21 protein-coding genes are annotated in these 25,163 nt (G+C 72.8%); 11 read left to right on the forward strand and 10 right to left on the reverse strand.

Annotation, left to right across the window (positions count from 1 at the left end; translation table 11 throughout):
- Nucleotides 1-34 precede the first annotated feature (34 nt).
- The 7 genes from AC0OLQ_RS07265 (at nt 35) to AC0OLQ_RS07295 (ending at nt 5,408) form a co-directional block, all read left to right on the forward strand.
- Nucleotides 35-1,570, forward strand: coding sequence for a P-loop NTPase family protein (locus tag AC0OLQ_RS07265; protein WP_484530719.1), 1,536 nt, complete (start codon nt 35-37; stop codon nt 1,568-1,570).
- Nucleotides 1,571-1,685: 115 nt separating this feature from the next.
- On the forward strand, nt 1,686-1,976 hold the full coding sequence (gene clpS, locus AC0OLQ_RS07270; RefSeq protein WP_091269570.1) for an ATP-dependent Clp protease adapter ClpS: 291 nt from the start codon (nt 1,686-1,688) through the stop codon (nt 1,974-1,976).
- Nucleotides 1,973-2,476, forward strand: a complete 504-nt coding sequence (locus AC0OLQ_RS07275) for a DUF2017 domain-containing protein (RefSeq protein WP_484530720.1) — start codon at nt 1,973-1,975, stop codon at nt 2,474-2,476. Before clpS ends, AC0OLQ_RS07275 begins: the two co-directional genes overlap by 4 nt.
- Before the next feature lie 55 nt (nt 2,477-2,531).
- Nucleotides 2,532-3,017, forward strand: coding sequence for a M67 family metallopeptidase (locus AC0OLQ_RS07280; protein ID WP_484530721.1), 486 nt, complete (start codon nt 2,532-2,534; stop codon nt 3,015-3,017).
- A gap of 73 nt (nt 3,018-3,090) precedes the next feature.
- Nucleotides 3,091-3,456, forward strand: a complete 366-nt coding sequence (locus AC0OLQ_RS07285) for a MoaD/ThiS family protein (protein WP_484530722.1) — start codon at nt 3,091-3,093, stop codon at nt 3,454-3,456.
- A 14-nt stretch (nt 3,457-3,470) separates the two neighbouring features.
- Entirely contained in the window at nt 3,471-4,436 is a 966-nt protein-coding gene (locus AC0OLQ_RS07290; protein ID WP_484530723.1) for a PLP-dependent cysteine synthase family protein, read from the forward strand.
- A 225-nt stretch (nt 4,437-4,661) separates the two neighbouring features.
- The gene (locus tag AC0OLQ_RS07295) at nt 4,662-5,408 is read left to right on the forward strand and encodes an MBL fold metallo-hydrolase (protein ID WP_357344548.1); all 747 of its coding nucleotides are present in this window, start codon (nt 4,662-4,664) and stop codon (nt 5,406-5,408) included.
- A gap of 123 nt (nt 5,409-5,531) precedes the next feature.
- On the opposite strand, the gene AC0OLQ_RS07300 is transcribed toward AC0OLQ_RS07295, so the two are convergent.
- Nucleotides 5,532-8,363 (reverse strand): M36 family metallopeptidase, encoded by a 2,832-nt coding sequence (locus tag AC0OLQ_RS07300; RefSeq protein WP_484530724.1) that lies wholly within the window; start codon nt 8,361-8,363, stop codon nt 5,532-5,534.
- A 348-nt stretch (nt 8,364-8,711) separates the two neighbouring features.
- On the opposite strand from AC0OLQ_RS07300, the gene AC0OLQ_RS07305 reads away from it, so the two are divergent.
- Nucleotides 8,712-10,481 (forward strand): LVIVD repeat-containing protein, encoded by a 1,770-nt coding sequence (locus AC0OLQ_RS07305; RefSeq protein ID WP_357344552.1) that lies wholly within the window; start codon nt 8,712-8,714, stop codon nt 10,479-10,481.
- A 72-nt stretch (nt 10,482-10,553) separates the two neighbouring features.
- On the opposite strand, the gene AC0OLQ_RS07310 is transcribed toward AC0OLQ_RS07305, so the two are convergent.
- A complete protein-coding gene (locus tag AC0OLQ_RS07310) occupies nt 10,554-11,231 on the reverse strand; it encodes a DUF305 domain-containing protein (RefSeq protein ID WP_357344554.1) in 678 nt (225 codons plus the stop codon).
- Nucleotides 11,232-11,383: 152 nt separating this feature from the next.
- Here AC0OLQ_RS07310 and rph point away from each other — a divergent pair, with 152 nt between their 5' ends.
- Together rph and rdgB are read left to right on the forward strand one after the other, a co-directional pair.
- Nucleotides 11,384-12,112 carry a ribonuclease PH gene (gene rph, locus AC0OLQ_RS07315; RefSeq protein WP_484530725.1) on the forward strand — a complete coding sequence of 243 codons (729 nt, stop codon included), beginning with the start codon at nt 11,384-11,386 and terminating at the stop codon, nt 12,110-12,112.
- Nucleotides 12,109-12,726 (forward strand): RdgB/HAM1 family non-canonical purine NTP pyrophosphatase, encoded by a 618-nt coding sequence (gene rdgB / locus AC0OLQ_RS07320; RefSeq protein ID WP_484530726.1) that lies wholly within the window; start codon nt 12,109-12,111, stop codon nt 12,724-12,726. Before rph ends, rdgB begins: the two co-directional genes overlap by 4 nt.
- Before the next feature lie 8 nt (nt 12,727-12,734).
- Here rdgB and AC0OLQ_RS07325 read toward each other — a convergent pair whose 3' ends face one another.
- The 7 genes from AC0OLQ_RS07325 to AC0OLQ_RS07355 are packed head-to-tail and all read right to left on the reverse strand — an operon-like array spanning nt 12,735 to nt 21,950.
- Nucleotides 12,735-13,997 carry a DUF6891 domain-containing protein gene (locus tag AC0OLQ_RS07325; RefSeq protein WP_484530727.1) on the reverse strand — a complete coding sequence of 421 codons (1,263 nt, stop codon included), beginning with the start codon at nt 13,995-13,997 and terminating at the stop codon, nt 12,735-12,737.
- Nucleotides 13,998-14,037: 40 nt separating this feature from the next.
- Nucleotides 14,038-15,576 carry a histidine ammonia-lyase gene (gene hutH, locus AC0OLQ_RS07330; RefSeq protein WP_484530728.1) on the reverse strand — a complete coding sequence of 513 codons (1,539 nt, stop codon included), beginning with the start codon at nt 15,574-15,576 and terminating at the stop codon, nt 14,038-14,040.
- Nucleotides 15,564-16,787, reverse strand: coding sequence for an imidazolonepropionase (gene hutI / locus AC0OLQ_RS07335; RefSeq protein ID WP_484532293.1), 1,224 nt, complete (start codon nt 16,785-16,787; stop codon nt 15,564-15,566). Before hutI ends, hutH begins: the two co-directional genes overlap by 13 nt.
- Nucleotides 16,788-16,828: 41 nt before the next feature.
- Nucleotides 16,829-18,181 (reverse strand): formimidoylglutamate deiminase, encoded by a 1,353-nt coding sequence (locus tag AC0OLQ_RS07340; protein ID WP_484532294.1) that lies wholly within the window; start codon nt 18,179-18,181, stop codon nt 16,829-16,831.
- On the reverse strand, nt 18,178-19,377 hold the full coding sequence (locus AC0OLQ_RS07345; RefSeq protein WP_484530729.1) for an allantoate amidohydrolase: 1,200 nt from the start codon (nt 19,375-19,377) through the stop codon (nt 18,178-18,180). Before AC0OLQ_RS07345 ends, AC0OLQ_RS07340 begins: the two co-directional genes overlap by 4 nt.
- A 55-nt stretch (nt 19,378-19,432) precedes the next feature.
- On the reverse strand, nt 19,433-21,088 hold the full coding sequence (hutU, locus tag AC0OLQ_RS07350) for a urocanate hydratase (RefSeq protein WP_484530730.1): 1,656 nt from the start codon (nt 21,086-21,088) through the stop codon (nt 19,433-19,435).
- Between the two features lie 13 nt (nt 21,089-21,101).
- A complete protein-coding gene (locus tag AC0OLQ_RS07355) occupies nt 21,102-21,950 on the reverse strand; it encodes a MurR/RpiR family transcriptional regulator (RefSeq protein ID WP_484530731.1) in 849 nt (282 codons plus the stop codon).
- Nucleotides 21,951-22,264: 314 nt separating this feature from the next.
- On the opposite strand from AC0OLQ_RS07355, the gene AC0OLQ_RS07360 reads away from it, so the two are divergent.
- Nucleotides 22,265-23,440 carry a hypothetical protein gene (locus tag AC0OLQ_RS07360; protein ID WP_484530732.1) on the forward strand — a complete coding sequence of 392 codons (1,176 nt, stop codon included), beginning with the start codon at nt 22,265-22,267 and terminating at the stop codon, nt 23,438-23,440.
- Here AC0OLQ_RS07360 and AC0OLQ_RS07365 read toward each other — a convergent pair.
- Nucleotides 23,437-25,128 carry a glycosyltransferase family 39 protein gene (locus tag AC0OLQ_RS07365; RefSeq protein WP_484530733.1) on the reverse strand — a complete coding sequence of 564 codons (1,692 nt, stop codon included), beginning with the start codon at nt 25,126-25,128 and terminating at the stop codon, nt 23,437-23,439. The genes AC0OLQ_RS07360 and AC0OLQ_RS07365 overlap by 4 nt on opposite strands.
- Nucleotides 25,129-25,163: the final 35 nt, after the last annotated feature.

Below are 25,163 nucleotides of genomic sequence, written 5' to 3' on the forward strand. Positions count from 1 at the left end.
CCTGTTGAAGCCAGGTCCACTCCCCTCGGTCGACGTGCCCGAACCGGGCGGGTCGGCCGAGTCGTCCCGCTGTGCGCCGCTGCCCACCCGGCTCGGAGTGACCGAGCCGGGGCCGGACGAGCCGCTGGGCGTCGTCGTCACCGGCCCGGCCGGCGCCGGCCGCCGGGAGCTGCTCGCCGGCCTGCTCGAGGTGGATCCCGGGATGCTCGCCGTGCCCGCCGGCAGTCACCTCCTCGTCCACCACGCCAAGGTGCCCACCCGGGCCGCCTACGTGCCGGGCTACCGCCAGCCGCACTCCTACGGCGCCGACCCGCTCGCCGCCGGTCCGGCGCTGGCCCGCCCGCCGCGCCGGGTGGAGCTGAGCCTGCCGGACCCGCTGCTGCGGCACTTCGCCGTGCTCGACACGCCGGACACCGGCGCCCTCGGGGCGGCCGGCGGCCGGGTGCTGCTCGACGCGGCGGGCCGGGCGGGTGCCCTGCTCTTCGTCATCTCCGCCGACCAGGCGTTCAGCGCGGCCGAGCTGCACCTGCTGGCCGAGGTGGCGCGCACCAGGGTGGAGGTGTTCTTCGCCGTCACCCCCGGCGTGGCCGGCTGGGCGGCGCCGGCGGACGGCACGACGACGGAGGACACGGGGGCGTCCGGGTCGTCGGCCGGCCGATCCGGCCCGCCCGGCCCCGCCGCCCGCCGGTACGACCCGGTGGAGGTCTCGGTCGCCGCGCACCGGGCCGCGCTGCTGGCCGCGGTGCCCGCGCTCGCCCCGGCCCGCTGGTTCCCGGTCCGCCAGGGCGAGCACTCGGTGCTGCGCCGAGCGCTGGTCGGCTGGGCCGCCGACGAGGGGCTGCGCCGGGCCAGCTCCCGGCCGCCGGAGCCGCCGGGCGCGCACGGCCGGGTGCCCGTGGTGGCCGGCTCCGAGCCGGCCGATGTCACCGAGCGGATCGACCGCCAGGCCCGCTCCTGCGCCCAGCGGATCCGTCAGCACCTCGCCCTGGAGCTGGCCAACATCCACCTCCGGGTGGTGCAGGAGATCGTCTTCGGGGTCGGCTGCGCCGGCCTGCCGCAGCTGCTCGACCGCGAGATGGAGGCGCTGTCGCTGCTCGCCACCGCGCAGTGCGACGAGGCGGTCCGGGGCATCGTCGGCGACGCGGCCGCCCGGGTCTTCGGCGCGCCGCTCGCCGAGGGGGTGCGCCGCCGGATCATGCACGCCGTCCGCTGGGGCCTGGCCGACCATCCGGACGGCCGGGAGGTGGACCGGGTGCTCCTGGTCACCAGCACGGCCGGAGTGGCGGGGCTGGCCGGCGCCGGCGCGCTCGACGCGCTGGCCGGCTATCCGGGCGCGGAGCGCGACGAGGCGCTCCCGCCTGTCGGGGTGGCGCTTAACGGCGGGTGCTGGCAGCACTGGCGGGCCCCCGGCAACGCCGACCCGAACGTCGCCCGCTCGTGGGCGCAGCGGGCGCTGCGCGAGGTGGAGCTGGAGCTGTCCCGCCAGGTGTCCCGTCGCTTCGAGGTGATCCGTCTCTCGCTGGGCGCGGTCCTCACCGATGCTGTCGACCACGGCATCCTGCTCGCCTGAGGTCGGGGCCGCCGCACGGCCGCCCGGGCCGGCGTACGCGGCCCGGGCGGGTGATGCCGAGCGCCGCGCCGTTCCGGTTCCTCGGTTCCCCGGATCCGGTGGCACGATGGGGGGCATGGCGGCTCCACAGGTTGCGCCGGTCGAGACGCCGGACACCGAAGAGGTGCCGGTCTCCGACCGGCCGTGGGTGACCATCGTCTGGGACGATCCGGTCAACCTCATGACGTATGTGACCTGGGTGTTCCAGAAGCTCTTCGGATACAGCCGGGAGAAGGCCGAGCAGCTCATGCTGGACGTGCACCACAAGGGCAAGGCGGTCGTCTCCAGCGGCGCCCGCGAGCGGATGGAGCACGACGCGTCGCAGCTGCACGCGTACGGCCTCTGGGCGACGGTGGACCGGTCATGAGCATGTTCCGTCGCCACGGCGACCGCTACGTGGCCACCTTCGCGGTGGACGAGGTTCGGGTGCTGCGCAAGGTCGCCTCCGAGGTGGTCGGGCTGCTCACCGACGGCTTTGACCATGGCGATCCGGTGGTCGGCCGGCTCTTCCCCGAGGTCTACCCGGACGATGTGGCGGGCAGCGCGGAGTTCCGCCGCTACACCGAGGGCGACCTCAAGACCGCCAAGATCGACCAGGCCGGGGCGATCCTGGCCGCGCTGCCCGGCGGCGAGGCCGGCGGCGAGGTGCGGCTGGACGCGGAGGCGGCCGAGGCGTGGCTGCGCGCCTTGAACGACGCCCGGCTCGCCATGGGCGTCCGGCTGGAGATCAAGGACGGCACCGACCTCGGCGAGGAACTGGACGACGCGGTCGCCGAGGACCCCACCTCGTCGCGGGTGTTCCAACTGTCGGTCTACGCGTACCTGGGCTATCTCCAGGAATCCCTGCTCAACGCCCTGATCGACTGAGTCGTGACGGTCGCCACCTCGCGGCCCGGGACGGCCAGGCGCTAGGCTGGGCGGCGTGCTGAGCATCGACCGGTCGATCATCGACGCGATCGTCGCCCACGCGCGTCGGGACCACCCGGACGAGGCGTGCGGCGTGGTCGCCGGTCCCGCCGGCAGCGACACCCCGACCCGGCACATCCCGATGGGCAACGCCGCCCGTTCCATGACCTTCTACGAGTTCGACTCGATGGAGCAGTTGCGGGTGTGGCGGGAGATGGACGACCGCGACGAGGAGCCGGTCGTCATCTACCACTCGCACACAGCGACGGAGGCCTACCCGTCCCGCACGGACGTGTCCTTCGCCGGTGAGCCGGGAGCGCATTACCTGCTCGTCTCGACCCGTGAGCCCGACACCGAGGAGATCCGCTCCTTCCGGATCGTCGACGGCGTGGTCACCGAGGAGCCGGTCGAGATCGTGGCCGCCGTGGACCCGCACGCCGTCCAGTCCTACATGTTCGGGCAGAGCCCGGCGACGGTCGACTACGAGTGTTCCGGCCGCTGACCTTCCAGCGCCGGCACACCCTTTCTTCCTCCCGTCACCTGGCACACCACCCGAACAAGGAGCACGAGACATCATGGCCATCGAGGTTCGCATCCCCACCATCCTGCGCAGCTACACCGGCGGCGCGAAGGTCGTCGAGGGCGGCGGCGACACCCTGGGCGACCTGCTCGCCGACCTGGACTCCCGGCACGCCGGCCTGCGGGCCCGGCTGGTCACCGACGCCGGCGCGCTGCACCGGTTCGTCAACGTCTACGTCAACGACGAGGACGTCCGCTTCCTCGGCGCGCTCGACGCCAAGCTCAACGACGGCGACAGCGTCACCATCCTGCCGGCCGTGGCCGGTGGCGCCTTCGGCTTCGCGGCGGCAGCCGCGATCGCGCAGCACAGTGCCGCGGCAGCCGCGCTCGCCGGTCACCGCGCGGCCGTCGCCGCCCGCTGAGGGCGGTCGGCGGCATGGCACGGTACGACAGCCTGCTCGACGCCTGCGGCGGCACGCCCCTGGTCGGCCTGCCCCGGCTCTCGCCGACGGTGCCTGACGGGGCGCCGCCGGTGCGGCTCTGGGCGAAGCTGGAGGACCGGAACCCGACCGGCAGCATCAAGGACCGGGCGGCCCTGTTCATGGTCCGCGCGGCCGAGGAGGCCGGCCGGCTCCGCCCCGGTGACACCATCCTGGAGCCGACCAGCGGCAACACCGGCATCTCGCTGGCCATGGTGGCCAAGCTGCGCGGCTACCGGCTGGTCTGCGTGATGCCGGAGAACGTCTCCACCGAGCGGGTCCAACTGCTCCGGATGTACGGCGCGGAGATCATCTTCTCGCCGGCCGCGGGCGGCTCGAACCAGGCCGTCGCCACCGCCAAGCAGATCGCCGCCGAGCACCCGGATTGGGTGATGCTCTTCCAGTACGGCAACGAGGCGAACGCCCGGGCGCACTACGAGACGACCGGGCCGGAGCTGCTGCACGACCTGCCGACCATCACCCACTTCGTGGCCGGCCTGGGCACCACCGGCACGCTGATGGGCACCGGGCGCTATCTGCGGGAGAAGGTCGACGGCATCCAGGTCGTCGCCGCCGAGCCCCGCTACGGCGAGCTGGTCTACGGGCTGCGCAACATCGACGAGGGCTACGTGCCCGAGTTGTACGACGCCACCGTGCTCTCCCGGCGCTTCTCGGTGGGCACCCGGGACGCGGTGCTGCGGACCCGGCAGCTCGTCGAGGTGGAGGGCATCTTCGCCGGCTTCTCCACCGGTGCGATCCTGCACGCCGCCCTCGCCGTGGCGCACGAGGCGGTCCGCGACGGCCGCCGCGCCGACGTCGCCTTCGTGGTCTGCGACGGCGGCTGGAAGTACCTGTCGACCGGGGCGTACGGCGGCACCCTGGCGGACGCCGAGGACGCCCTCGAGGGGCAGCTCTGGGCCTGACGGCTGGCTGGTCGGTTCGGTCCGCGCCGGGCGCGGACCGAACCGACCGTAACCGTCCGGCACCGGACGCGTGTGGGTGTCACGTTGATGACAACTTCCGGCAGATGATTCTTGCCCGACCGGGCCGACGCGTAGGCTGCGCAGCGTGGCGACCGCGTCGGTAGAGATCATCGGCGGAGCGACCGCCGGCGTCTCGACTACCGAACGTGAGACCGAGGCGACCGGATGCGACTGACCGTCCTCGGCTGCGCGGGCAGTTTTCCCGGGCCCGAGTCTCCCTGCTCTGCCTACCTCCTGGAGGCCGACGGGTTCCGGCTGCTGATCGACTTCGGCTCGGGATCGCTCTCCACCCTCCAGCGCTACGTCGGCCTGCACGCCCCCGACGCCATCCTCCTCACCCACCTGCACTGCGACCACATGCTCGACGCGGTGTCCTACGTGGTGGTGCGCCGCTACGCCCCGGACGGCCCGTACCCGCCCCTGCCGATGTACGCCCCCTCTGGCGCGCCGGACCGGCTGGCCACCGCCTACGGGCAGGAGGAGAGCACGGTCGAGGACGTCTACCAGTTCTACGGCCTCCAGCCGGGCACCTTTCCGATCGGCCCGTTCACCGTCACCGTCGACCGGATGAACCACCCGGTCGAGACGTACGGGGTGCGGCTGGAGCACGGCGACCGGGTGTTCTGCTACTCCGCCGACACCGCGCCGTGCGACGCGCTGCTTCGGCTGGCCCAGGGCGCCGACCTGTTCCTCTGCGAGGCCAGCTACCTCGACGGGGTGGAGAACCCGCCGGACCTGCATCTGACCGGCCGGGAGGCCGGCGAGGCGGCCACCAAGGCGGGGGTGGGTCGGCTGCTGCTCACCCACCTCGTTCCCGCCTGGGGCAGCGAGTCGCACACCGTGGAGTCGGCGGCCGGGGCGTACGCCGGGCCGCTCGAGGTGGTCCGCGCCGGCGCCTCCTACGAGGTCTGACCACGACGGCGGCAGCCGCCTCGCCGCGTTGTCTGCCGGGACGTTTCCAGCCGCGTGCGGACCTGTCCGGAGCACGCCGGAGGGAGTGTCCCTGGCCGGGACGCCCCCCGGGTGGTGGCGGTGCTACGACTCGGCGATGAACTTGATGTAGGTGCGGTACTGGAATCCGTTGTCCAGGGTCAGCACGAATTCGCGGCAGGTGCCGGCCCAGGCCGGGTCGGTCTTCCACGGGTAGTTGTACTGGCCGTTGGCGTTGGCCGACAGGCTTGAACCGCCGGGGTTGCGTGCCGCGACCGGGGTGGGTCGCGGGGTGATCGCGCCGTCGGGGCCGACGGTCCTGAGGGTGTCGCAGTCGACCAGCCGGGAGTACGGCGAGCCGCTGGCGAGGATGTTCAGACCGCGGTTGCTGGCGAGCTGGAACTTCATCTGCGCGGCGTCACCGGCGACGACCGTGTTGAGGGACGGCTGGGCCGAGCGGCCGACGAAGTCGCCCCGGCAGGACGGGTGGGTGTCGAACGCCTCGGTGTTGTCGTCGCGGGCCGTGGTGCCCTGCACCGCGCTGTAGCCGAGACCCCGGCGGGCGAACGAACCCCAGATGATGCAGGCGTTCTCACCGCCGGTCAGCGCCGCGTCGGCGGCGATGATGGCGTTGCGGCCGGTGACGAAGCCGGGGCCGCAGCCCTGCATCTTGAGCCCGTCGGTGACGAGCTGGAGGGCCAGGTTGTTGCCGCCGGTGTTCCACGGGTCGTAGACGTTTGGGTTGAACCCGTGCCGGTCGATCAGGTTCCAGGTCATGTCCCACAGGACCGACGCCCACGCGTGCCCGATGCCGTGCGGCAACGCCAGGGACGTCCCGTTGAGCCAGCCGCCGGTCTTGATCCCGTCGTAGGTGAACGGCTGGATCTCCATGTTCCGGGAGTACGGCCGCGGCCGGATGCCGCCGCCGTGCCGGTCGTCCTGGAACAGCACGTACGGGCCCATGCCGCGCTGCCCGTCGGCCGTGTCGAACGTCGGGTCGAGCAGCGTGGTGACCGCCATGAAGTCACTCCAGCCCTCGCCCATCTGCTCGTTGCCGGTCAGGCAGTTGACCGTAGGGCCGCCGGTGAGCCGGTTGGAGATGCCGTGCGTGTACTCGTGGATGATGACTCCGGCGTCGAGGTCACCGTCGCGGATGCCCGGGTGGTTCGGGTGCTTGCGTACCGACCCGGTGGCATCGCCCGCTGCGATGGCGGCCTTGATGGCGTTGCCGTCGGCCTGGGTCACGGCGACGGCCGGGATGGTGACCGGCGCGGACGTCATGAGGCCGGTCAGCACCGGGGCGCTACTGGTGGCGTTGTGGGCGACCACCAGCGCCCTGGCGCCGAGCGACTGGGCGACCTGGGCCCGCTGCAGGTAGGTGCAGGCCGCGGTGCCGCCGTCGACCACGCTGATCCACCCGCCCGACGGGAGGGTGGCGGGGTAGGTCGCGGTGGTGCAGCCGGTGCCACCGTACTCGAAGCGGTGTCCGGGCAGGCCGGCCACGGTCGGGGCCGGCGTGAACCGCGACCAGGACGCGTCGAACGAGCCGACGCCGTCCACGACGACCTGGTTCGGGCTACCGAACTGGGTGCCCGGCCACAGGTACATCTGCATGCGCGGCGCACCGACGCCGTCCACCGCCGGGGTGGAGAAGTTGGCGTTGTTGGTGCCGCGGCCGTCGGCTGCCTCCGCCCGGACGTAGTCGCCGCCCGCGCCGCCCCGGCCGTAGTTGTTCGACTGGAAGTTCCCCGACGCCTCGTCGAAGCCGTACTGGTAGCTGACGTCGTGGATGATGTTGTTCCAGTAGAACAGGTTGTCGGTCGCGGCGTCCCGGTAGTTCTGGGCGTGCTCGCCGAGGTCGAGCGGGTGGTCGAAGGTCAGGCTCGCACCGCCGTCCGGGCTGCTGCCGAAGTCGGGAGCGTTGTTGTCGTCCTCGTCGTGGTAGGCGTGGACGTTGTTGCCCTGGGTGGTGGTGTGCTCGGCCCCCGCGGCGCCGTCGACGTCGTGCCAGCCGTTCGGCGAGGCGGTCCCGTCGGCCGGGTTGGTCACCAGGGTCCGCGGCGCGTCGTTCGGGCTCTCGGCGGGGCCGGCGAAGACCCGGTAGCTCGAGCCGTCCTGCACGGGGTTGCGCGACCCGAAGGCCGCGCTGTTCAGCGTCGTCGAGCGTCCCGGCGCGCTGCGGTCCAGGTTGTCGGCGACCTCCTTGACGTCCTCGTGGATCGTCCAATCGTCGGCTTTGAGCAGCTTGCCGCTCTGAGCGTCGACGGCCGCGTTCCACAGGTGGGTGTCGGTGGAGTCGTCGATGACGAGTTGCCAGGCCAGACGAAGCCCGTCGGCGGTGGGCTGCCAGCCGAGCTTGGCGGGGATGGGCTGGTCGGAGATGCCGGCGCCGGAGACGATGGTGCGCTGGGCGGCGCCGCTGCTGCGGCTCGTCACCTTCGGGTTGGCCGGGTCGGGCAGATCCAGGGCGCCCGCGGCGGCGTGCACCGCCTCGACCGCGTCGAGCGTGGCGGTGCCGGAGGCGTTGTCGGCCAGCCCGGGGACCAGGGTGTCGCCGGCGAACACGACGCTGCCGTCGCGGGCGATGTTGACGGTGGCGGTGGCTCCGAAGACCTCGAGGTCCTTGTAGCGCTGGGCCAGGTTGACGTGGGTGACGCTGTTGTGGCGGCTGGTGTAGCTGGAAGCCACCGCGAGGTCGGCCAGGTCGGTGACGCGTACCCCGTGGTCGGCGGGATGCGCGCGCAGGTAGGACGTGGCGATCTCGTTCGGTGTGCCCTGGTTGGGGCCGGTGAGGAAGGTCGGGTTCGCCTGGGCGGCCTCGTCGGGCTCCGCCGAGGCGGGCTGCGCGGTCAACGTCGTCATGGACGCGACCAGGGTCGTGGACAGCAGCAACGCGGCGTTGCGGCGACCACGGGATGGGCGTGAGGGCAGGGGCACCGCTGCTCCTTTCGACGGTCGGAGAAGACAGCGTCAAGCGCCGATCCGCCGCCGCAGGCAGTCACGTTCGGTGGTCAAGCCTGTGCGGGGCGAATTGCATCGACGCTACGGGCCGGCTCATCGGCGGATCATCCGACGAGTGGCGAAAGATTGGCCCCCCAGGTTCGACGCATGTCGTGACCTGCGGATCACGAGAAGATAAAGGCGAAAATTTGCCTTCGCAAATATGTACATATCACGCTTCGGCTTCTTGACCTGCGGCTGAGCGTCGGTACGGTCCTTACTCACACGACGCGCCGTGCCTGCTATGTGGACGTTGCGTCAGGTCCTTCGAGCGGAAGGCATCGCATGACCCACCACCTCAGTCCAAGGTCACGTAGAGGCCGGCAAGCACTCGGCCTCATCGCCGCCGGCGTACTCCTGGCCGGCGCGCTGCCGGGCACGGCCTCGGCGGCGGAGCCCGATCCGCGAATCGGACTCGGCGCTGGCTGGCTCGACGCGCAGTCGGCGATCAGCAACCTCGAGCAGGTCGCGCACCGCGACAAGCCCGCGGGCATGGTCGACCCGGCGAACCCCGGCAACGGCGGGTTCTACAACTCGGACTTCGCCTTCGGCGGCACGTACGCGTTCACGGGCAACTACAACGGGTTCAACATTTTCGACGTCTCCAAGCCGAGCGACCCGCAGCTGGTCACGAGCGTCGTGTGCCCGGGTGGGCAGGGTGACATCTCGGTCCACGACAACCTGCTCTTCATGTCGGTCGAGGAGACCCGCGGGCGGGTCGACTGCGGCACGAACCCCAGCGTCGGCACCCGGTTCCAGGGCGTTCGGGTCTTCGACATCAGCGACGTGCGCAACCCGGTGCAGGTCGCGGCGGTTCAGCTGTGCCGTGGCTCGCACACGCACACCGTGGTGACCGACCCCAAGGACGCGAACAACGTCTACGTCTACGTCTCGGGCACCACCTCGGTGCGCCCGGCCACGACGATGGCCGGTTGCAACAACAACCCCGCGAACGGCGAGGACCCGTCGCGGTGGCGGATCGACGTCATCAAGGTGCCGGTGGCGGCCCCTGAGCAGGCCGCCGTGGTGAACCAGCCGCGGCTGTTCACCGACCCGGAGACCGGCCGGATCGACGGCCTGCAGAACGGGCCGCAGACGCCCCGGCACCCGTCCGGGTCGAACTGGTCGCCCACGCCGAACACCAACGCCTGCCACGACATCACCGCCTATCCGCAGATCGGGCTGGCCGCCGGCGCCTGCCAGGGCAACGGCATCCTGATCGACATCTCGGATCCGGCCAACCCGGTCCGGATCGACGAGGTGTCCGACCCGAACTTCGCGTACTGGCACTCGGCGACGTTCAACAACGACGGCACCAAGGTGATCTTCACCGACGAGTGGGGCGGGGGTAGCGGTGCTCGCTGCCGTGACACCGACCAGCCGGAGTGGGGCGCCAACGCCATCTTCGACATCGTCGACCGGAAGATGGAGTTCGCCAGTTACTACAAGCTGCCGGTTCCGCAGACGCTGCAGGAGAACTGCGTGGCGCACAACGGTTCGCTGATCCCGGTGCCCGGCCGCGACATCATGATGCAGGCCTGGTACCAGGGCGGAATCTCGGTGTTCGACTTCACCGACTCGGCCCACCCGCAGGAGATCGCGTTCTTCGACCGCGGGGCGGTCAACGCGAACTCGCTCGTGCTCGGCGGATTCTGGTCGGCGTACTGGTACAACGGCAGCCTTTTCGGCAACGAGATCGCCCGCGGCTTCGACGTGTTCAAGCTGACCCCCAGTGAGCACCTGTCGAAGGCGGAGATTATGGCGGCCGAGGAGGTGCAGCTCGGCCAGTTCAACGCCCAGGGCCAGCCGGAGATCACCTGGACGCCGAGCTTCGCGGTGGCACGCGCGCACTACGACCAGCTCGTCCGCGCCAACACCATCGGCCACCCGCTGAAGTCCCAGGTCGACCAGTTCCTGCAGCGCGCCGAGCGGTTCTCCGCCAACGGCCAGCGGGACGCCGCGGTGTCCCAGCTGCAGGAGATCGCCGGCAAGCTGACCGCTTCTGAGCACCAGAAGCTGAAGCAGGCGATCCTGGACCTGCAGGCATCGCTCTGACCGGTTCCTGAACGAAGGGCACCTCGGCTCGAATCTGTCGAGTCGAGGTGCCCTTCGGCTTTGGTCCGGGCGTCAGCCCATCTTGGCCAGCATCTCCTGCATTCGCTGGATCTCGATGCTCTGGTCGGCGTTCACCTCACGGGCGAACTGGTCGGTCGCCGGCTCAAGGCCGCCACCCGAAGCGTAGAGCTCCTCCACCATGGTCAGCGCGCCCTGGTGGTGGCGGATCATGAAAGTGAGGAAGAGCCGGTCGAAGTCGCCGTTGCGGGCCTGCTTGAGCTGATCGAGCTGCTCGGCGGTGAGCATCCCCGGCATGAGCTCGTGCCCGGCATGGCCCGCGTTCGGGCCCGTGGTCGGCACGTTCCGCTCCGCGAGCCACCGCTGCATCCGAGTGATCTCGTCGCGCTGCGACACGTCGATCCGCTTGGCCAGCAGCGTCACGTCCGGGTTGGTGGTGCGGCCCGACAGCAGCGCGGTCATGTCCAGTGCCTGCGCGTGGTGCGGGATCATGCCCTGGATGAACAGGGTGTCGGCCGCCTTGAATCCGGGCGGCGAAACCTGGGTCAGGTCGTCACCCGACAGGGATCTGCCGGGTTGACCCGGCGCCCCCGGCTGCACGACGTGGCCGCTCGGCGGACGGTACGCGGGATCGTCACCGCTGGCCCAGACGGCGAAGCCCACCCCCGAACCGACGGCGACCATGGCAACAACGGCTGAAATGATCACGCGGCGCGACAGGGGCATATTCATGGACCTATCCGGTATTCGGCTGCGCAGATGTGAAGGTCATACTGCCGCATTCCCCCAAGCTGAGGGAAGCCATCCGAAGCCGTCAGCCCGGCGCGAGCGATCGTTGGGGCACCCCGGGGCGGTTCGATCACCGCACCGCATAAGGTGCAGGCATGGCGCGACCTGACGGGCGGCAGCCCGACCAACTCCGACCGGTGACCCTGACCCGAGGCTGGAGCACCCACCCGGAGGGCTCCGTGCTCGTCGAGTTCGGCGCGACCCGGGTGCTCTGCACGGCCAGCGTGACCGAGGGCGTTCCCCGCTGGCGCAAGGGCTCCGGGCTCGGCTGGGTGACCGCCGAGTACGCGATGCTGCCCCGGGCCACCAACACCCGCTCGGACCGGGAGAGCGTCAAGGGGAGGGTCGGCGGCCGGACCCACGAGATCTCCCGGCTCATTGGCCGCAGCCTGCGGGCCTGCGTCGACCTCAAGGCGCTCGGCGAGAACTCGGTGGTGCTCGACTGCGACGTGCTCCAGGCCGACGGTGGCACCCGGACGGCCGCCATCACCGGCGCGTACGTGGCGCTGCACGACGCGGTGACCTGGCTCGCCGAGCGCAAGGCCCTGGCCGGCAAGGTGGAGAAGGTCATGCACCGGTCGGTGGCGGCGGTCAGCGTCGGCATCATCGCCGCCGAGCCGCGCCTGGACCTCTGCTACGAGGAGGACGTGGCGGCCGAGGTCGACATGAACGTGGTCTGCACCGGGACGGGTGACTTCGTCGAGGTGCAGGGGACGGGCGAGGCCGGCATCTTCGCCCGGGAGCAGCTGGACGCCCTGCTCGACCTGGGCGTGGCGGGCTGCCTGGAACTGGTGGACGCGCAGCGGAAGGCACTCAACTCATGAACAAGGTGCTCCTGGCCACCCGTAACCGGAAGAAGCTCGTCGAGCTCCAGAGGATCCTCGACGGCGCGCTCGGCGCCCACCGGATCGCCCTGCTCGGCCTGGACGACGTCGAGGAATACCCGGAGCTGCCCGAGTCCGGCCTGACCTTCGGCGAGAACGCGCTGATCAAGGCCCGGGAGGGCTGCCGGCGGACCGGCCTGCCGACCATCGCCGACGACTCCGGGCTGACGGTGGACGCGCTCAACGGCATGCCGGGCGTGTTCAGCGCCCGCTGGGCCGGTTCGCACGGCGACGACGAGGCCAACCTTCAGCTCGTGCTGGACCAGATCGCCGACCTGCCGGACGAGCACCGGGGCGCCGCCTTCGTCTGCACGGTGGCCCTGGTGCTGCCGAGCGGCAAGGAGCACCTGGTCGACGGCCGGCAGCCCGGCCGGCTGCTGCGCGCCCCGCGCGGCGACGGCGGCTTCGGCTACGACCCGATCTTCCTCGGCGACGGGCAGGAGCGGACCAACGCGGAGCTGACCCCGGAGGAGAAGGACGCGGTCAGCCACCGCGGAAAGGCGCTGCGCGAGCTGGCCAAGCTGGTCGCCAAGGTGCTCCCGCCGACCGCCTGACTGACCGCTCAGCGGTGGTGCAGCGTGGTCAGCTCGCCGCCCAGCTCGTGTACGGCCACCCGGTCCTCCACGGCCAGCGTCGTGAGTACCCGCTCCACCTCGGCCAGGGTGGCGTACCGACCCACCGAGACGGCCGCCTCGATGTCCAGGTGCTCCACCCAGAGGCCGCCGGGCTCCCAGGCGGCCTGCGCACAGCCGCCGGAGCGACCCACGCAGGTGAGGCAGTCATAGCTGGACGGGCGCATGGCCCGAACCCGGGCCAGCAGCTCCGCCAGCTCCATCGCCACCTCCCGGTCCGTCCCCTTCGCGTGGTCGCCGGTCACCTCGACGTAGCCGACCGGTGCGGGCACCGGCTCGCCGGCCGGGGGCAGGCCGCGCAGCGCGCGGACCAACGCCTGGCCGTCGTGCCGGCCTACGGTCAGCTCCGGCACGTCCGGGTCGTCGTACGTGCCGACCAGCGCGTCGCCGCTGCGCCGGACCTCTACCGCGCGGCCCTCCCACTCCAGGCGGACCGGGACGGCGGCCGGCAGCCACGGTAGGTGCAGGGCGGTGAACCGGCCGGCCGGCACCCGCCCCTCCGTCGGGGCGTGCACGCCGGTCCACCTGGCGAGCAGCTCCACGTCGACGTCGACGTCGTCCGCCGCGGTGGCGGGTACGGCGGCGAGCCGGCCGATCCGCCGCCGCCGCCACCGCAGCGGCACGTGGATCCGCCGGCCGACCTCCCCGTCCCAGTTGACGGTCAGCCCTGCGGCCCGCAGCGCAGCCGCCACCTCCGCGCCGATCTCCGCCGCGGAGGCTCCCTCGAACGCCCCGTATGCGAGCCACACCCCCGAGCCTTCGACGCCGCGTTCGGCGTCCTGCCGGTGGTAGAAGGTGTAGCCGCGCGTCTTCAGGCCCCGCCGCGCCTCGGCGCCGATCTCCTCGACGCCGCAGTTCTGGCAGCAGGTGAAGCTCTCCCGGGCCACGACCCGCACGGCGTCGAGCGCCCGGAACGCGGCGGTGAGCCGGTCGCTGTCGGTCACCTCCGGCCAGGTCTCCTGGTCGGCCAGGTGCGCGGTCAGCTCCTCGGCCACCACCGCCCAGGCTAGGTCCGCGAGCCGCGCCGGCTCGGCCTCGCCGTCCAGGAACTCCACCGTCTCCGCGACGATGGCGGCCGCCGGCAGCTCAGCCAGCGCCACCTGCCGGCGCACGAAGGCCCGGACCTGGTCGTGCAGGTCGTCGCCGTCCTGGGCGTCGGTACGGTCGGGGGCGGTCACGGCGTCATCGGTCACGGCGGCGAACGGTAACAGCCCTCGCCGACAGCGTCCGTACTCAACTCAGCGGGCCGACCTCGCGCTCGATCGCGGCGCGCAGCTCGGGGCCGCGCACCACCTCCCGGGCGGCCTCCATGAGCGGGGCGAGGAACACGTCCGGGCCCGGCTCGCCGATCGCCTCGCCGAGCGCGGCCACCGCGGCCCGGCCGGCCGGCGACGGGGTCAGCGGGGCGCGCAGCTGGAGCCCGCGTACGGCGGCCAGCAGCTCCACCGCGAGCACGCTGGTCAGGTTGTCCAGCACCGTGCGCAGCTTCTTGGTCGCTGCCCAGCCCATCGAGACGTGGTCCTCCTGCATGCCGCTGGTGGGCAGCGAGTCGACCGAGGCGGGGGCGGCCAGCCGGCGGTTCTCCGCGACGATCCCGGCCGCCGTGTACTGCGCGATCATCAGGCCGGAGTTGACCCCGGCGTCGGGGGAGAGGAACGCCGGCAGCTCCCGGGAGCGGGTGACGTCGAGCAGCCGGTCCACCCGGCGCTCGGCGATCGCGCCCACCTCGGACGCGGCGATGGCCAGGTAGTCGGCGGCGAAGCCGAGCGGCGCGCCGTGGAAGTTGCCGGTCGACTCGACCCGCCCGTCCGGCAGCACCACCGGGTTGTCCACCACCGACACCAGCTCCCGCCCGGCCACCACCTCGACGAAGTCGAGGGTGTCCCGGGCCGCCCCGGCCACCTGCGGCGCGCAGCGCATCGAGTAGGCGTCCTGCACCGCGTGCGCCAGGTCGTCGCGGTGCGAGTCCATCACCGCCGAGTTCTGCAGCAGCTTGTGGATGTTCGCGGCCGAGGCGGCCTGGCCGGGGTGCGGCCGGATGGCGTGCAGCTCGGGCAGGAACGGCCGCTCCGAGCCGAGCATCGCCTCGATGGCCAGCGCGGCGGTCACGTCCGCCATCGCGAACAGGTGCCGGGCGTCGTGGATGGCCAGCAGCAGCATGCCGAGCATGCCGTCGGTGCCGTTGATCAGCGCCAGCCCCTCCTTGGCGGCCAGCCCGACCGGCTCCAGGCCGACCCGGCGCAGCGCCTCGCCGGCCGGCAGCCGGTCGCCGGTCGGGCCCAGCACCCAGCCCTCGCCGAGCAGCGCCAGCGCGCAGTGCGCCAGCGGCGCCAGGTCGCCGGAGGCGCCGAGCGAGCCGTGCTCGGGCACCCACGGGGTCACCTCGTGGTTGAGCAGGTCCACCAGGGCCTCGGCGACCAGCGGCCGGACCCCGGAGCGGCCGAGGGCGAGCGAGCGCACCCGCAGCAGCATCATGGCCCGCACCACCTCACGGGGCATCGGCGCGCCCACCCCGGCGGCGTGCGAGCGGATCAGCGCGTGCTGGAGCTCGGCCCGCCGCTCGGGCGCGACGAAGGTGTTGGCGAGCGCCCCGAACCCGGTGGAGACGCCGTACACGGGCCGGCCGGCAGCCTCGATGCCGTCCACGATGGACCGGCTGGTCGCCATCGCCTCCACCGTGGCGGGGTCGAGGACGACCTTGGCGGTGCCGCGGGCCACGGCGAGCACGTCGGCGGGGGAGATCCCGGTGGGCTGGATGACTACGGTCGACATTGCGGCACTCCGTTGTGCAGAACCTGGCGGATCAGTGGAACACCCGGCCGGTAGGCCAGGTGCAGGTACGAGGGGGCGTCGAGGATCATGAGGTCGGCCCGCGCGCCGGGCCGCAGCGCCCCGACGTCGCTGCGCCGCAGCGCCTGCGCGCCGCCGGCGGTCGCGGCCCAGACCGCCTCCGCCGGGGTCATCCGCATCTCGCGTACGGCGAGGGCGATGCAGAACGGCATCGACGAGGTGTACGACGACCCGGGGTTGCAGTCGGTGGCCAGGGCCACGGTGACGCCGGCGTCGAGCAGCCGGCGCGCGTCCGGGTAGGGCGACCGGGTGGAGAACTCCGCCCCGGGCAGCAGGGTGGCCACCGTGGCGGTGTGCCCGCCCTCGGCGCACATGCAGTCGACCCGCTGAGCGGCGAGCGCGTCGACGTCGGCGTCGGACAGGTGGGTGCAGTGGTCGACGCTGGCCGCGCCGAGTTCCACCCCGAGCTGCACGCCCGGCCCGGGCCCGAGCTGGTTGGCGTGCACCCGCACCCCCAGGCCGACGGCCTGCCCGCAGGCGAGGATCGCCCGGGCGTGGTCCACGTCGAAGGCACCCCGCTCACAGAACACGTCGATCCACCGGGCGTACGGCGCGGCGGCGGCGAGCATCGGCCCGCAGACCATGCCCACGTAGTCGTCCGGGCGGTCGGCGTACTCGGCCGGGACGACGTGCGCGCCCAGGAAGGTGGTGTCCTCGGTGAACTCGGCGGCGATCCGCAGCGAGCGGGCCTCGTCGGGGACGGTCAGCCCGTACCCGCTCTTGATCTCGATGGTGGTGGTGCCCTGCCGCATCGCCTCGCCGCGCAGCCGGGCCACGGTGGCCCGCAGCTCGTCGTCGGAGGCCGCCCGGGTGGCGCCCACGGTGGTCCGGATGCCGCCCCCGGTGTACGGCTGCCCGGCCATCCGGGCCGCGAACTCGGCGGCCCGGTCGCCGGCGAAGACCAGGTGGGCGTGGCTGTCCACGAAACCGGGCAGCACGGCGGCCCCGTCGGCGTCGATCCGCCGGTCGGCGGCCGGGGCGTCCCGCGCCGGCCCGACCCAGGCCACCTCCCCGTCCTCGACCAGCAGGGCGGCGTCCCGACGGAGGCCCAGCGGCCTGCCCTCGCCCTCGCCGAAACTGTTGGTGACCAGTTCGCCGATGTTGTCCACCAGCAGACTGCCGCTGCCGCGCACGGCCGGCCGTGCCGGGCCCTCGGGGCGCACCGGGAAGCCGCTCACGACGTCACCGCCGCAATGGCCTCGTGCAGCTCGGCGGGCACGTCCACGGTCAGGTGTCGGCCGTCGGCCACCACCGTCCGCCCGTCGACCACCACGTGCGTCACGTCGGCGGCGGTGGCCGCGAAGAACGCGCCGACCGGCGGCACCCCGGCGGTCCGGGCGCTGTCCAGCCGTACCGTCACCAGGTCGGCCCGGTCACCCACCGACAGCCGGCCGGCGTCGCCCCAGCCGAGCGCGGCGTGCCCGGCGACAGTGGCCGCGGCGACCAGCTCGGCGGCGGCGAAGTGCCCCCGCCGCCGGGTGCGCAGCCGTTCGTCCAGCTCCACGGCGCGGGCCTCCTCGAAGAGGTCGACCACGGCGTGGCTGTCGCTGCCCAGGCTGAGCGGGCTGCCCGCCTCGGCCATCCGCCGGGCCGGCCCGATCCCGTCGGCCAGGTCCCGCTCGGTGGTGGGGCAGAGGCAGACCCCGGTCCGGCTCTCCCCGAGCAGCGCGACGTCGGCGCTGGTCGGGTGGGTGGCGTGTACCGCCGTGGTGTGCCGGCCGAGCACCCCGTGGTCGGCCAGCAGCCGGGTCGGGGTGCAGCCGTGCACGGCCCGGCAGGCGTCGTTCTCGGCCGGCTGCTCGGAGAGGTGCACGTGCAGCGGCACGCCGTTGCGGTCGGCCCAGCCGGCCACCGTGGCGAGCTGCTCGGCCGGCACCGCGCGAACCGAGTGGATCGCCGCGCCGACCCGGGCGTGGTCGTTCTCGGGACGGAACGCGTCGACCCGCTCCGCCCAGCGCAGCGCGTTGGTGTCGCCGAACCGGCGCTGCGTCCCGACCAGTTCCGCGCCGTCCACGCTCGCCGTCAGGTACGCGGTGTCCAGCAGGGTGAGCCGGATCCCGGCGTGCGCGGCGGCCTCGACCAGCGCGGCCGACATGGCGTTCGGGTCGGCGTACGGCTTGCCCTCCGGGCCGTGGTGCAGGTAGTGGAACTCGCCGACGCAGGTGATCCCCGTCAGGGCCATCTCAGCGTAGGCGGCCCGGGCCAGGGCCAGGTAGGAGTCGGGGTCGAGCCGGGCGGCGACGTCGTACATGACGTCCCGCCAGCTCCAGAAGTCGCCGCGCCCGCCGTGGGTGCGCCCGCGCAGCGCCCGGTGGAAGGCGTGCGAGTGGGCGTTGGCCAGGCCGGGCAGGGTAAGCCCGGGCAGGCGTACCGCGTCGCCCAGCACCTCGACCCCGGCGGCGGGCGCGCCGCCGCCGACCAGCGGGGTGACCGCGGTGATCCGGCCGCCCTCGGCCTCGATCAGCACGTCCGGGGTGGGCTCGGCGTGGTCGGGCAGCCAGGCGTACTCGGCCAGCCAGCGGGTCAGCGGCATGCCAGCTCCTCCAGCACCCCGGCCAGGGCGGTCACCCCGGCCGCGCAGTCGGCGTCCGTGGCGGACTCGACCGGGGAGTGCGACACCCCGGTCGGGTTACGCACGAAGAGCATCGCGGTCGGCAGGTGCGCGGCCAGCACCCCGGCGTCGTGGCCGGCGCCGGTGGGCAGCACCGGCGCGTCGAGCAGCGCCGCCAGCCGGCCGGCCAGCCCGCCGTCGAACGCCACCAGCGGGGTGGCCGACTCCTCGGTGCAGGTCAGCTCGGTGCCGTCCCGCCGGGCCCGCTCAGCGGCCTTGGCCCGGACCGCCTCGACCAGGCCGTGCAGCGTCTCCGGCTCGGCCGCCCGGGCGTCCAGCCAGCCGGTCACCCGGGACGGGATGGCGTTGGTGGCGTTCGGCTCGACGGCCACCCGGCCCACGGTGGCATGCGCGTCGCGCAGCCGGGCCTCCTTGTTCGCCGCGAGCACGGTGAACGCGAAGGTGAGCATCGGGTCGCGGCGGTCGGCCATCCGGGTCGTACCCGCGTGGTTGCCCTCGCCGGCGAAGTCGAGGCGCCAGCGGCCGTGCGGCCAGATGGCGCTGGCCACCGCGACCGGCGCGCCGAGGTCGACCAGCGCCCGGCCCTGCTCGACGTGCAGCTCCACGAAGGCCGCGAAGCGGCCGAGCAGGCCGGGGTCGGCGCCCGCCGGCCGGTCGCCCAGCGCCTCGGCGAAGCTCACCCCCGCACCGTCGCGCAGCCCGGCCGCGCGCTCCACCGCGATCTCCCCGGTGAGCAGCCGCGACCCCAGGCAGGGTACGCCGAACCGGCCGCCCTCCTCCTCGACGAACGCGGCCACCGCCACCGGCCGGACCGGGGCCACCCCGGCGGCCCGCAGCTCGTCGACGGCCAGAAACGCGCTGACGATGCCGAGCGGCCCGTCGTACGCCCCGCCGTGCGGCACCGAGTCGAAGTGGCTGCCGGTGAGCACCGCGTCCCCGGCCGACGGGTCACCCCACCAGGCGAAGAGGTTGCCGTTGCCGTCCTCGGTCACCGGCATCCCGCGCTGCTCCGCCTGCTCCCGGAACCAGGCCCGCAGCGCGAGCTCCGGCTCGGTGAGCGCGTATCGCAGGTAGCCGCCGCTGCCGGCGTCCCGCCCGACCGGCGCGATCTCGTCCCAGAGCTTGCGGAACCGGGCGGCGAGATCGCTCACGCGGCACCTCGGTTGTTCGCGACTGCGGGGCTCCGCTGCGCCGCACTCCTCGCGCTCACGCCGTGCCCTCGGCCATCGGCACCCGGACGCCGGTGCGCTCGGCGACCTCGCGCGCGTCGTCGTAGCCGGCGTCGACGTGCCGGATGACGCCCATGGCCGGGTCGTTGGTGAGCACCCGCTCGATCTTCTGCCCGGCGAGCGCGCTGCCGTCGGCCACGCAGACCTGCCCGGCGTGGATGGACCGGCCGATGCCGACCCCGCCACCGTGGTGGATCGACACCCAGGACGCCCCGCTGGCGGTGTTGACCAGCGCGTTCAGCAGCGGCCAGTCGGCGATCGCGTCGGAGCCGTCAGCCATCGCCTCGGTCTCCCGGTAGGGGCTGGCCACGCTGCCGCAGTCCAGGTGGTCCCGGCCGATCACCACGGGCGCGCTCAGCTCGCCCGAGGCGACCATCTCGTTGAACCGCACCCCGGCCTTGTCCCGCTCGCCGTAGCCGAGCCAGCAGATCCGGGCCGGCAGGCCCTGGAAGGCGACCCGCTCCCCGGCCATCCGGATCCACCGGGCCAGGGACTCGTTCTCCGGGAACAGGTCGAGGATGGCCCGGTCGGTGGCGGCGATGTCCTTCGGGTCGCCGGAGAGCGCGGCCCAGCGGAACGGGCCCTTGCCCTCGCAGAACAGCGGCCGGATGTACGCCGGCACGAAACCGGGGAAGTCGAAGGCCCGCTCGTAGCCGCCGAGCTTCGCCTCGCCCCGGATCGAGTTGCCGTAGTCGAATACCTCGGCGCCGGCGTCGAGGAAGCCGACCATCGCCTCGACGTGCTTCGCCATCGAGGCCCGGGCCCGATCGGTGAACTCGGCCGGCTTCGTCGCCGCGTAGTCCCGGGCGTCGGCCAGCTCCACCCCCTCCGGCAGGTACGACAGCGGGTCGTGCGCGCTGGTCTGGTCGGTGACGATGTCGATGGCGACGCCCCGGCGCAGCAGCTCCGGGAAGACCGTGGCGGCGTTGCCGACCACCCCGACGCTGAGCGCCCGGCGGTCCCGCTTCGCGGCGAGCGCGCGCTCGACCGCGTCGTCCAGCGAGTCGGCGATCTCGTCCAGGTAGCGGTCGTGCGCCCGGCGCTCCAGCCGGCTGCGGTCCACGTCGACGATCAGGCAGGCGCCACCGTTCATGGTGACCGCCAGCGGCTGCGCCCCGCCCATCCCGCCGCAGCCCGCGGTCAGCGTCAGCGTGCCGGCCAGGCTGCCCCCGAACCGCTTCTCGGCCACCGCCGAGAACGTCTCGTAGGTGCCCTGGAGGATGCCCTGGGTACCGATGTAGATCCAGGAGCCGGCGGTCATCTGCCCGTACATGGTCAGGCCGAGCGCCTCGAGGCGGCGGAACTCCGGCCAGGTCGCCCAGTCGCCGACCAGGTTCGAGTTGGCCAGCAGCACCCGGGGCGCCCACTCGTGGGTGCGCATCACGCCGACCGGGCGACCGGACTGCACCAGCATGGTCTCGTCGTCGCGCAGCTCGGTCAGCGTCCGGACCAGCGCGTGGTACGACGGCCAGTCCCGGGCCGCCTTGCCGGTGCCGCCGTAGACCACCAGGTCTTCGGGGCGCTCGGCCACCTCCGGGTCGAGGTTGTTCATCAGCATCCGCAGCGCGGCCTCCTGGGGCCACCCCTTGGCGGTGCGTGCGGTGCCGCGGGCGGCGCGGACGGGCTGGTGCATCTCCGTACTCCTCTCAGCCGAGGAACAACTGACGACGGGTGGCGGACGACTCGAACGCCTCGAGCCGGGCCTGGGTCTCGGTGGGGGTGGCGTCGCAGATCGCCTGGAGCACCACCATGGCCAGGGTCATGGGGGCGGTGTGCAGGTCGAAGACCAGGTCGGTGCCGACGGCGGCGGGGAGCACCACCTCGGCGTGGTCGATGGCCGGGCTCACCGGGGAGTCGGTGATGGCCACGACGGTCAGCCCGGCGTCCCGGGCCTCGCGCAGCGCGTCCAGGGTCTCCCGGGGATAGCGGGGCAGCACGAAGGCGAGCAGCGCGCCCGCCCCGGCCGCGGCGGCCTGTTCGAGCCGGTCGGCCAGGAGGCTGCCGCCGTCGTCGAGGACCCGCACGTCCGGGTGCACCTTGGCGGCGAAGTACGCGAAGTACGCCGCGAGGGGCGCGGCGGCGCGCAGCCCGAGCACCGGCAGCGGGCGGCTGGCCGCGAGCAGCTTGCCCACCTCGGCGATCCGGCCGGCGTCGGCGAGTTGCCCGGCGAGCCGGTCGAGGTTGCCCATCTCGGCGTGCACCGCCCGCTGGAGGGCGTTGCCGGCCTCGGCCGGGTCGGCCGTGCCGGTTGCGGTCAGCTCGCGTAGGCGGCGGCGCAGCGCGGGGTAGCCGTCGTGCCCGAGTGCCATGGCGAACCGGGTCACCGACGGCTGGCTGACCCCGGCCAGCTCGGCCACCTCCGCCGCGGACAGGTACGCTGCCGCGCCCGCCTGCTGGACCAGGCAGTGCGCGATGCGGCGCTGCGTCGGGGTGAGCCGGACGCCGTGGAAGAGGTCGAGCAGGCGGTCGGTGGGTGCCGCACCGCTTTCATTCACGGGTTGACTCTATGCATGAAAACTTTCAGAGCGCAAGGTGGTGACGCGATGCCCGGGATGGGCCGATCGGCGGCCGGGCGCCACCGCCCGGTCAGAACGGCACGGGGCGGTCGGACGGTTCTGGCAGGGTCCGGCGTGATCGGCGCCACCCGGGCCGGGGTCGTGCCCGGCTCCGCGGGGGATCGGACCACTGTGAGCAGCGGCGGCGTCCCGCGCACGCCGATCCCACGTCAGTCCATTCCGCGGACCGGCGGGCGGACCTACGGGCGTGCTCTCTGTACTATCCGCACGGCGGGTGAGCAGAGGAGTGGGGCATGCAGCCGGAAGGTCCGTACAGGTTCACCGAGGTACTGGGTGAATGCCAGGTCGGCAGGGCCTGGGCGGCTCTCGACGGGCAGGATCGGCCGGTGACCGTGGCCGTGCTCGAGGGCGCCGCGGCCGGCGACCAGCGGTGGCGGGAGGCGTTCAGCAACGCGGCGAACGTGCTGGCGCAGACGCCCGGGGGTCACCGCTTCGTCAACGCCGACTTCACCGTCGCCCAGCCGTGGGTGGCGTACCCGTCCGAAGAGGAGGGAGCGGCCGCGCGACTGTTCCAGAGCCTCGGGATGGACTACCAGCGCACGCCGACCGCCGAGATGCTCCCACCGCCGCCGGTCGCCGCCCCCGTCTCCGCCCCGCCTCAACTGCCGTGGGCTCCCCAGCCCTGGGCGATGGCGACCCAGCCGATCTCGGGTGTGCCGGTGTCATCGGGAGCGCCCGTGTCGCCCGGCGTGCCGGTGCAGCGGGTGGCCGCCCCCGTGGCGCCCGCCGCCCCGGACCCGCTCGACTCGTCCGGCGGTCCACGGATCGCCCCGGTCGCGCGGCCGTCGAACAACCGGACCGGCCTGTGGATCGGCGGTGTCGTCATGGCCGCGGTGCTTGCCGGCGGGGCCGGGCTCCTCGCCGGCAAGGCGCTCGGCGGCGGCACCGAGCCGGGGACTCCGTCGGCCAGCGCCTCACCGCCGCTGTACGACGCGACTCAGGACTCGTTGAGCAAGGCGAAGTTCGACGGTGACCTCATGCCACTCGCCGAGCCCTGGCTATCCCGAATGGGCGGGTGCGCGACTGACACCGAGGTCGGCGGCCCCAAACTGCCGGAGGGCGAGAAACGGCACACCTACTGCCGGTACCGGGGTGTGGCTGTGCATTTCGCGCTCTACGATTCGGCCGAGAAGAAGGAAGCCGCGCGCGCCTACCGTCAGCGGATGGGCATCATCGGCCGCGCTCTCGCCCCAGGTATGCGGGAGGCGACGCAGACCACCGGCGGAGTCAGCAAGGTGCCTGGCAGCTACGTCGAGTACGCCGGCAACGGCCAGGACGGACGCCCGGTATGCGGAATCTGGTGGGGCCGTGACAACAGCATGGCGGCGCTCTATCTCGAGACTCCGTGTGCGGCGGGGCTCGGCGGCAACTGGGACGCGCTGCGTGACCTCTGGCACCGCAACAGCTAGCGGACCCCCGCCCCGTTGGGCGGGGGCACCAGGCAGACGTCGCGCCCGACGGCGGCCGTGCCGGTCAAGTCCAATCGCACCACGCGGGCTCCGCTGAAGGTGCGCTCCGCGACCGCTGCGCCACCACTTCCCAGCCGGACGATGAGGTCCCGGTTCTCGGTCTCGGCCCAGCTGGTGGCTTGGAAGAGCCAGACCCGAGACCGTCCTGCGAGCAGAGCTGACAGGGGCTTCTTCGGGCAGCCGCCGGGCCCGGCCGCGACCACGTAGCCGTCCGCCGGCGGGCCATAGTAGGACTGCGCATTCCACGATACCCCGGTTGCGAGGACGACGTCGCCGGGACGCCGCTCGGCGCTCAGGTAGCGCAGCGCGGTCCGGTAGTCGGCCACATTGGCACCCCCACCTTGGGGGAAGGCATGCTGCGGACGCATGGTGGCCAGCACGTCCATGGCCAGTTGCGGCACCGCGAGCGCGACAATCAGCACCAGCCCCGCCGCCCAGCGGAGCCGACAGAGAACTGCGTGCCGGGCATTAGGAGGCGCGATTGCGAAACTTGCCAGCATCAAACAGGCAGGCACCACGTAGAGCGCCAGCCGGCCGGTGAGGGGATAGACCGAGACAGCCGCGCTGCCCAGTCCGACCGCCAACGGGGTGAGCAGAATGAACACGGCGAGGGTATGCACGCGGTGCCGACACAGCACCGCGCCGATGATGAGCAACGGCACGACGACCCAGGCAGACCAGCTCACGAACGGTGCCCTGGCCAGGCTTCGATACGTTGCGGCGATCCAGTCGAGGGTGGCCGGCACATCGGTCAGCGGCTGGTTCGGGTAGATCGACTTGCCCAGCCAGTAGGCCTTTAGGTGAGGATCGTCCAGCCCCGGCGCCAGGATGAAGACGTACATCGCCAGCATGGAGACGGCCCAGGCCGGCACGGGCGCGACGAACCGCCCCAACTCTCGCCACCGCTGCGCCCATGGAGATTCTGGGCGGGTCAGCGCGCGCACTCCGATCAACAGCCCGAGGGTGCCGGCGACCGGGATGGCTAGCATGCTCAGCGCCGACGCGACCAGCGACACGAGCCAGAACACGACCCCGCTGCGCCAGGTCGGCGCATCACGAATCAGCAGGAGGGCCATCCCGACGAGCAACGTTACGCAAAATGTCTCGGCGCTGTACTGCTTGAGCTCGTTCGAGTAGGCGACGAGGAACGGCGCGACCGCGACGAGCAGCAGCGCCGCGAGCCCCGCCATCGGCGGCATGAGCCGCCGCCCGAGGTAGGCCACCAGCGGCAGCAACGCCAGCCCGAAAAGCAGCGGTACGAGCCGAAGTGGTCGTTCCGTAGCACCGAAGTGCTCGAGCGACAGCCGCTCGAGCCATAGCCAGCCGGGCGGCGCCGACTGGCTGAACGCGAGGGGCTTCAGCAGGTCGAGATAGCCTCGCTCGCGCAGGTTGTGCGCCACATAAAGCTCATCGCTCCAGAAGCTGCGTCCGAACGCCCACTGGCGGATCCGTAACGCCGCGCCGAACGCGATGATCAGGCCGGCGACCGGCCAATAGGGAGACCTGGTCAGCCAGCCCCAGGCAGCCGGCGCGAGCGCCCCGGATCTTGGTGCTGAACCGGCCCAGGGCACCGTCGGAGCGGGTGCCGCGGGTGGGGAAGGAGCCGGCAGCGGGCGTGTCTCGGACACGGCGAGACGCTATCAGCACAAGCTCGCGGCCCGTA

It is taken from the genome of Micromonospora sp. Utrum1, assembly GCF_057197805.1.

Bases quoted from the DNA above. Each gene is read 5' to 3' on its own strand.
- clpS (WP_091269570.1), top strand. From the start codon at position 1,686: ATGGCGGCTCCACAGGTTGCGCCGGTCGAGACGCCGGACACCGAAGAG.
- AC0OLQ_RS07275 (WP_484530720.1), top strand. From the start codon at position 1,973: ATGAGCATGTTCCGTCGCCACGGCGACCGCTACGTGGCCACCTTCGCG.
- AC0OLQ_RS07285 (WP_484530722.1), top strand. From the start codon at position 3,091: ATGGCCATCGAGGTTCGCATCCCCACCATCCTGCGCAGCTACACCGGC.
- AC0OLQ_RS07290 (WP_484530723.1), top strand. From the start codon at position 3,471: ATGGCACGGTACGACAGCCTGCTCGACGCCTGCGGCGGCACGCCCCTG.
- AC0OLQ_RS07295 (WP_357344548.1), top strand. From the start codon at position 4,662: ATGCGACTGACCGTCCTCGGCTGCGCGGGCAGTTTTCCCGGGCCCGAG.
- AC0OLQ_RS07305 (WP_357344552.1), top strand. From the start codon at position 8,712: ATGACCCACCACCTCAGTCCAAGGTCACGTAGAGGCCGGCAAGCACTC.
- AC0OLQ_RS07310 (WP_357344554.1), bottom strand. From the start codon at position 11,231: ATGAATATGCCCCTGTCGCGCCGCGTGATCATTTCAGCCGTTGTTGCC.
- rph (WP_484530725.1), top strand. From the start codon at position 11,384: ATGGCGCGACCTGACGGGCGGCAGCCCGACCAACTCCGACCGGTGACC.
- rdgB (WP_484530726.1), top strand. From the start codon at position 12,109: ATGAACAAGGTGCTCCTGGCCACCCGTAACCGGAAGAAGCTCGTCGAG.
- hutH (WP_484530728.1), bottom strand. From the start codon at position 15,576: ATGTCGACCGTAGTCATCCAGCCCACCGGGATCTCCCCCGCCGACGTG.
- hutU (WP_484530730.1), bottom strand. From the start codon at position 21,088: ATGCACCAGCCCGTCCGCGCCGCCCGCGGCACCGCACGCACCGCCAAG.
- AC0OLQ_RS07360 (WP_484530732.1), top strand. From the start codon at position 22,265: ATGCAGCCGGAAGGTCCGTACAGGTTCACCGAGGTACTGGGTGAATGC.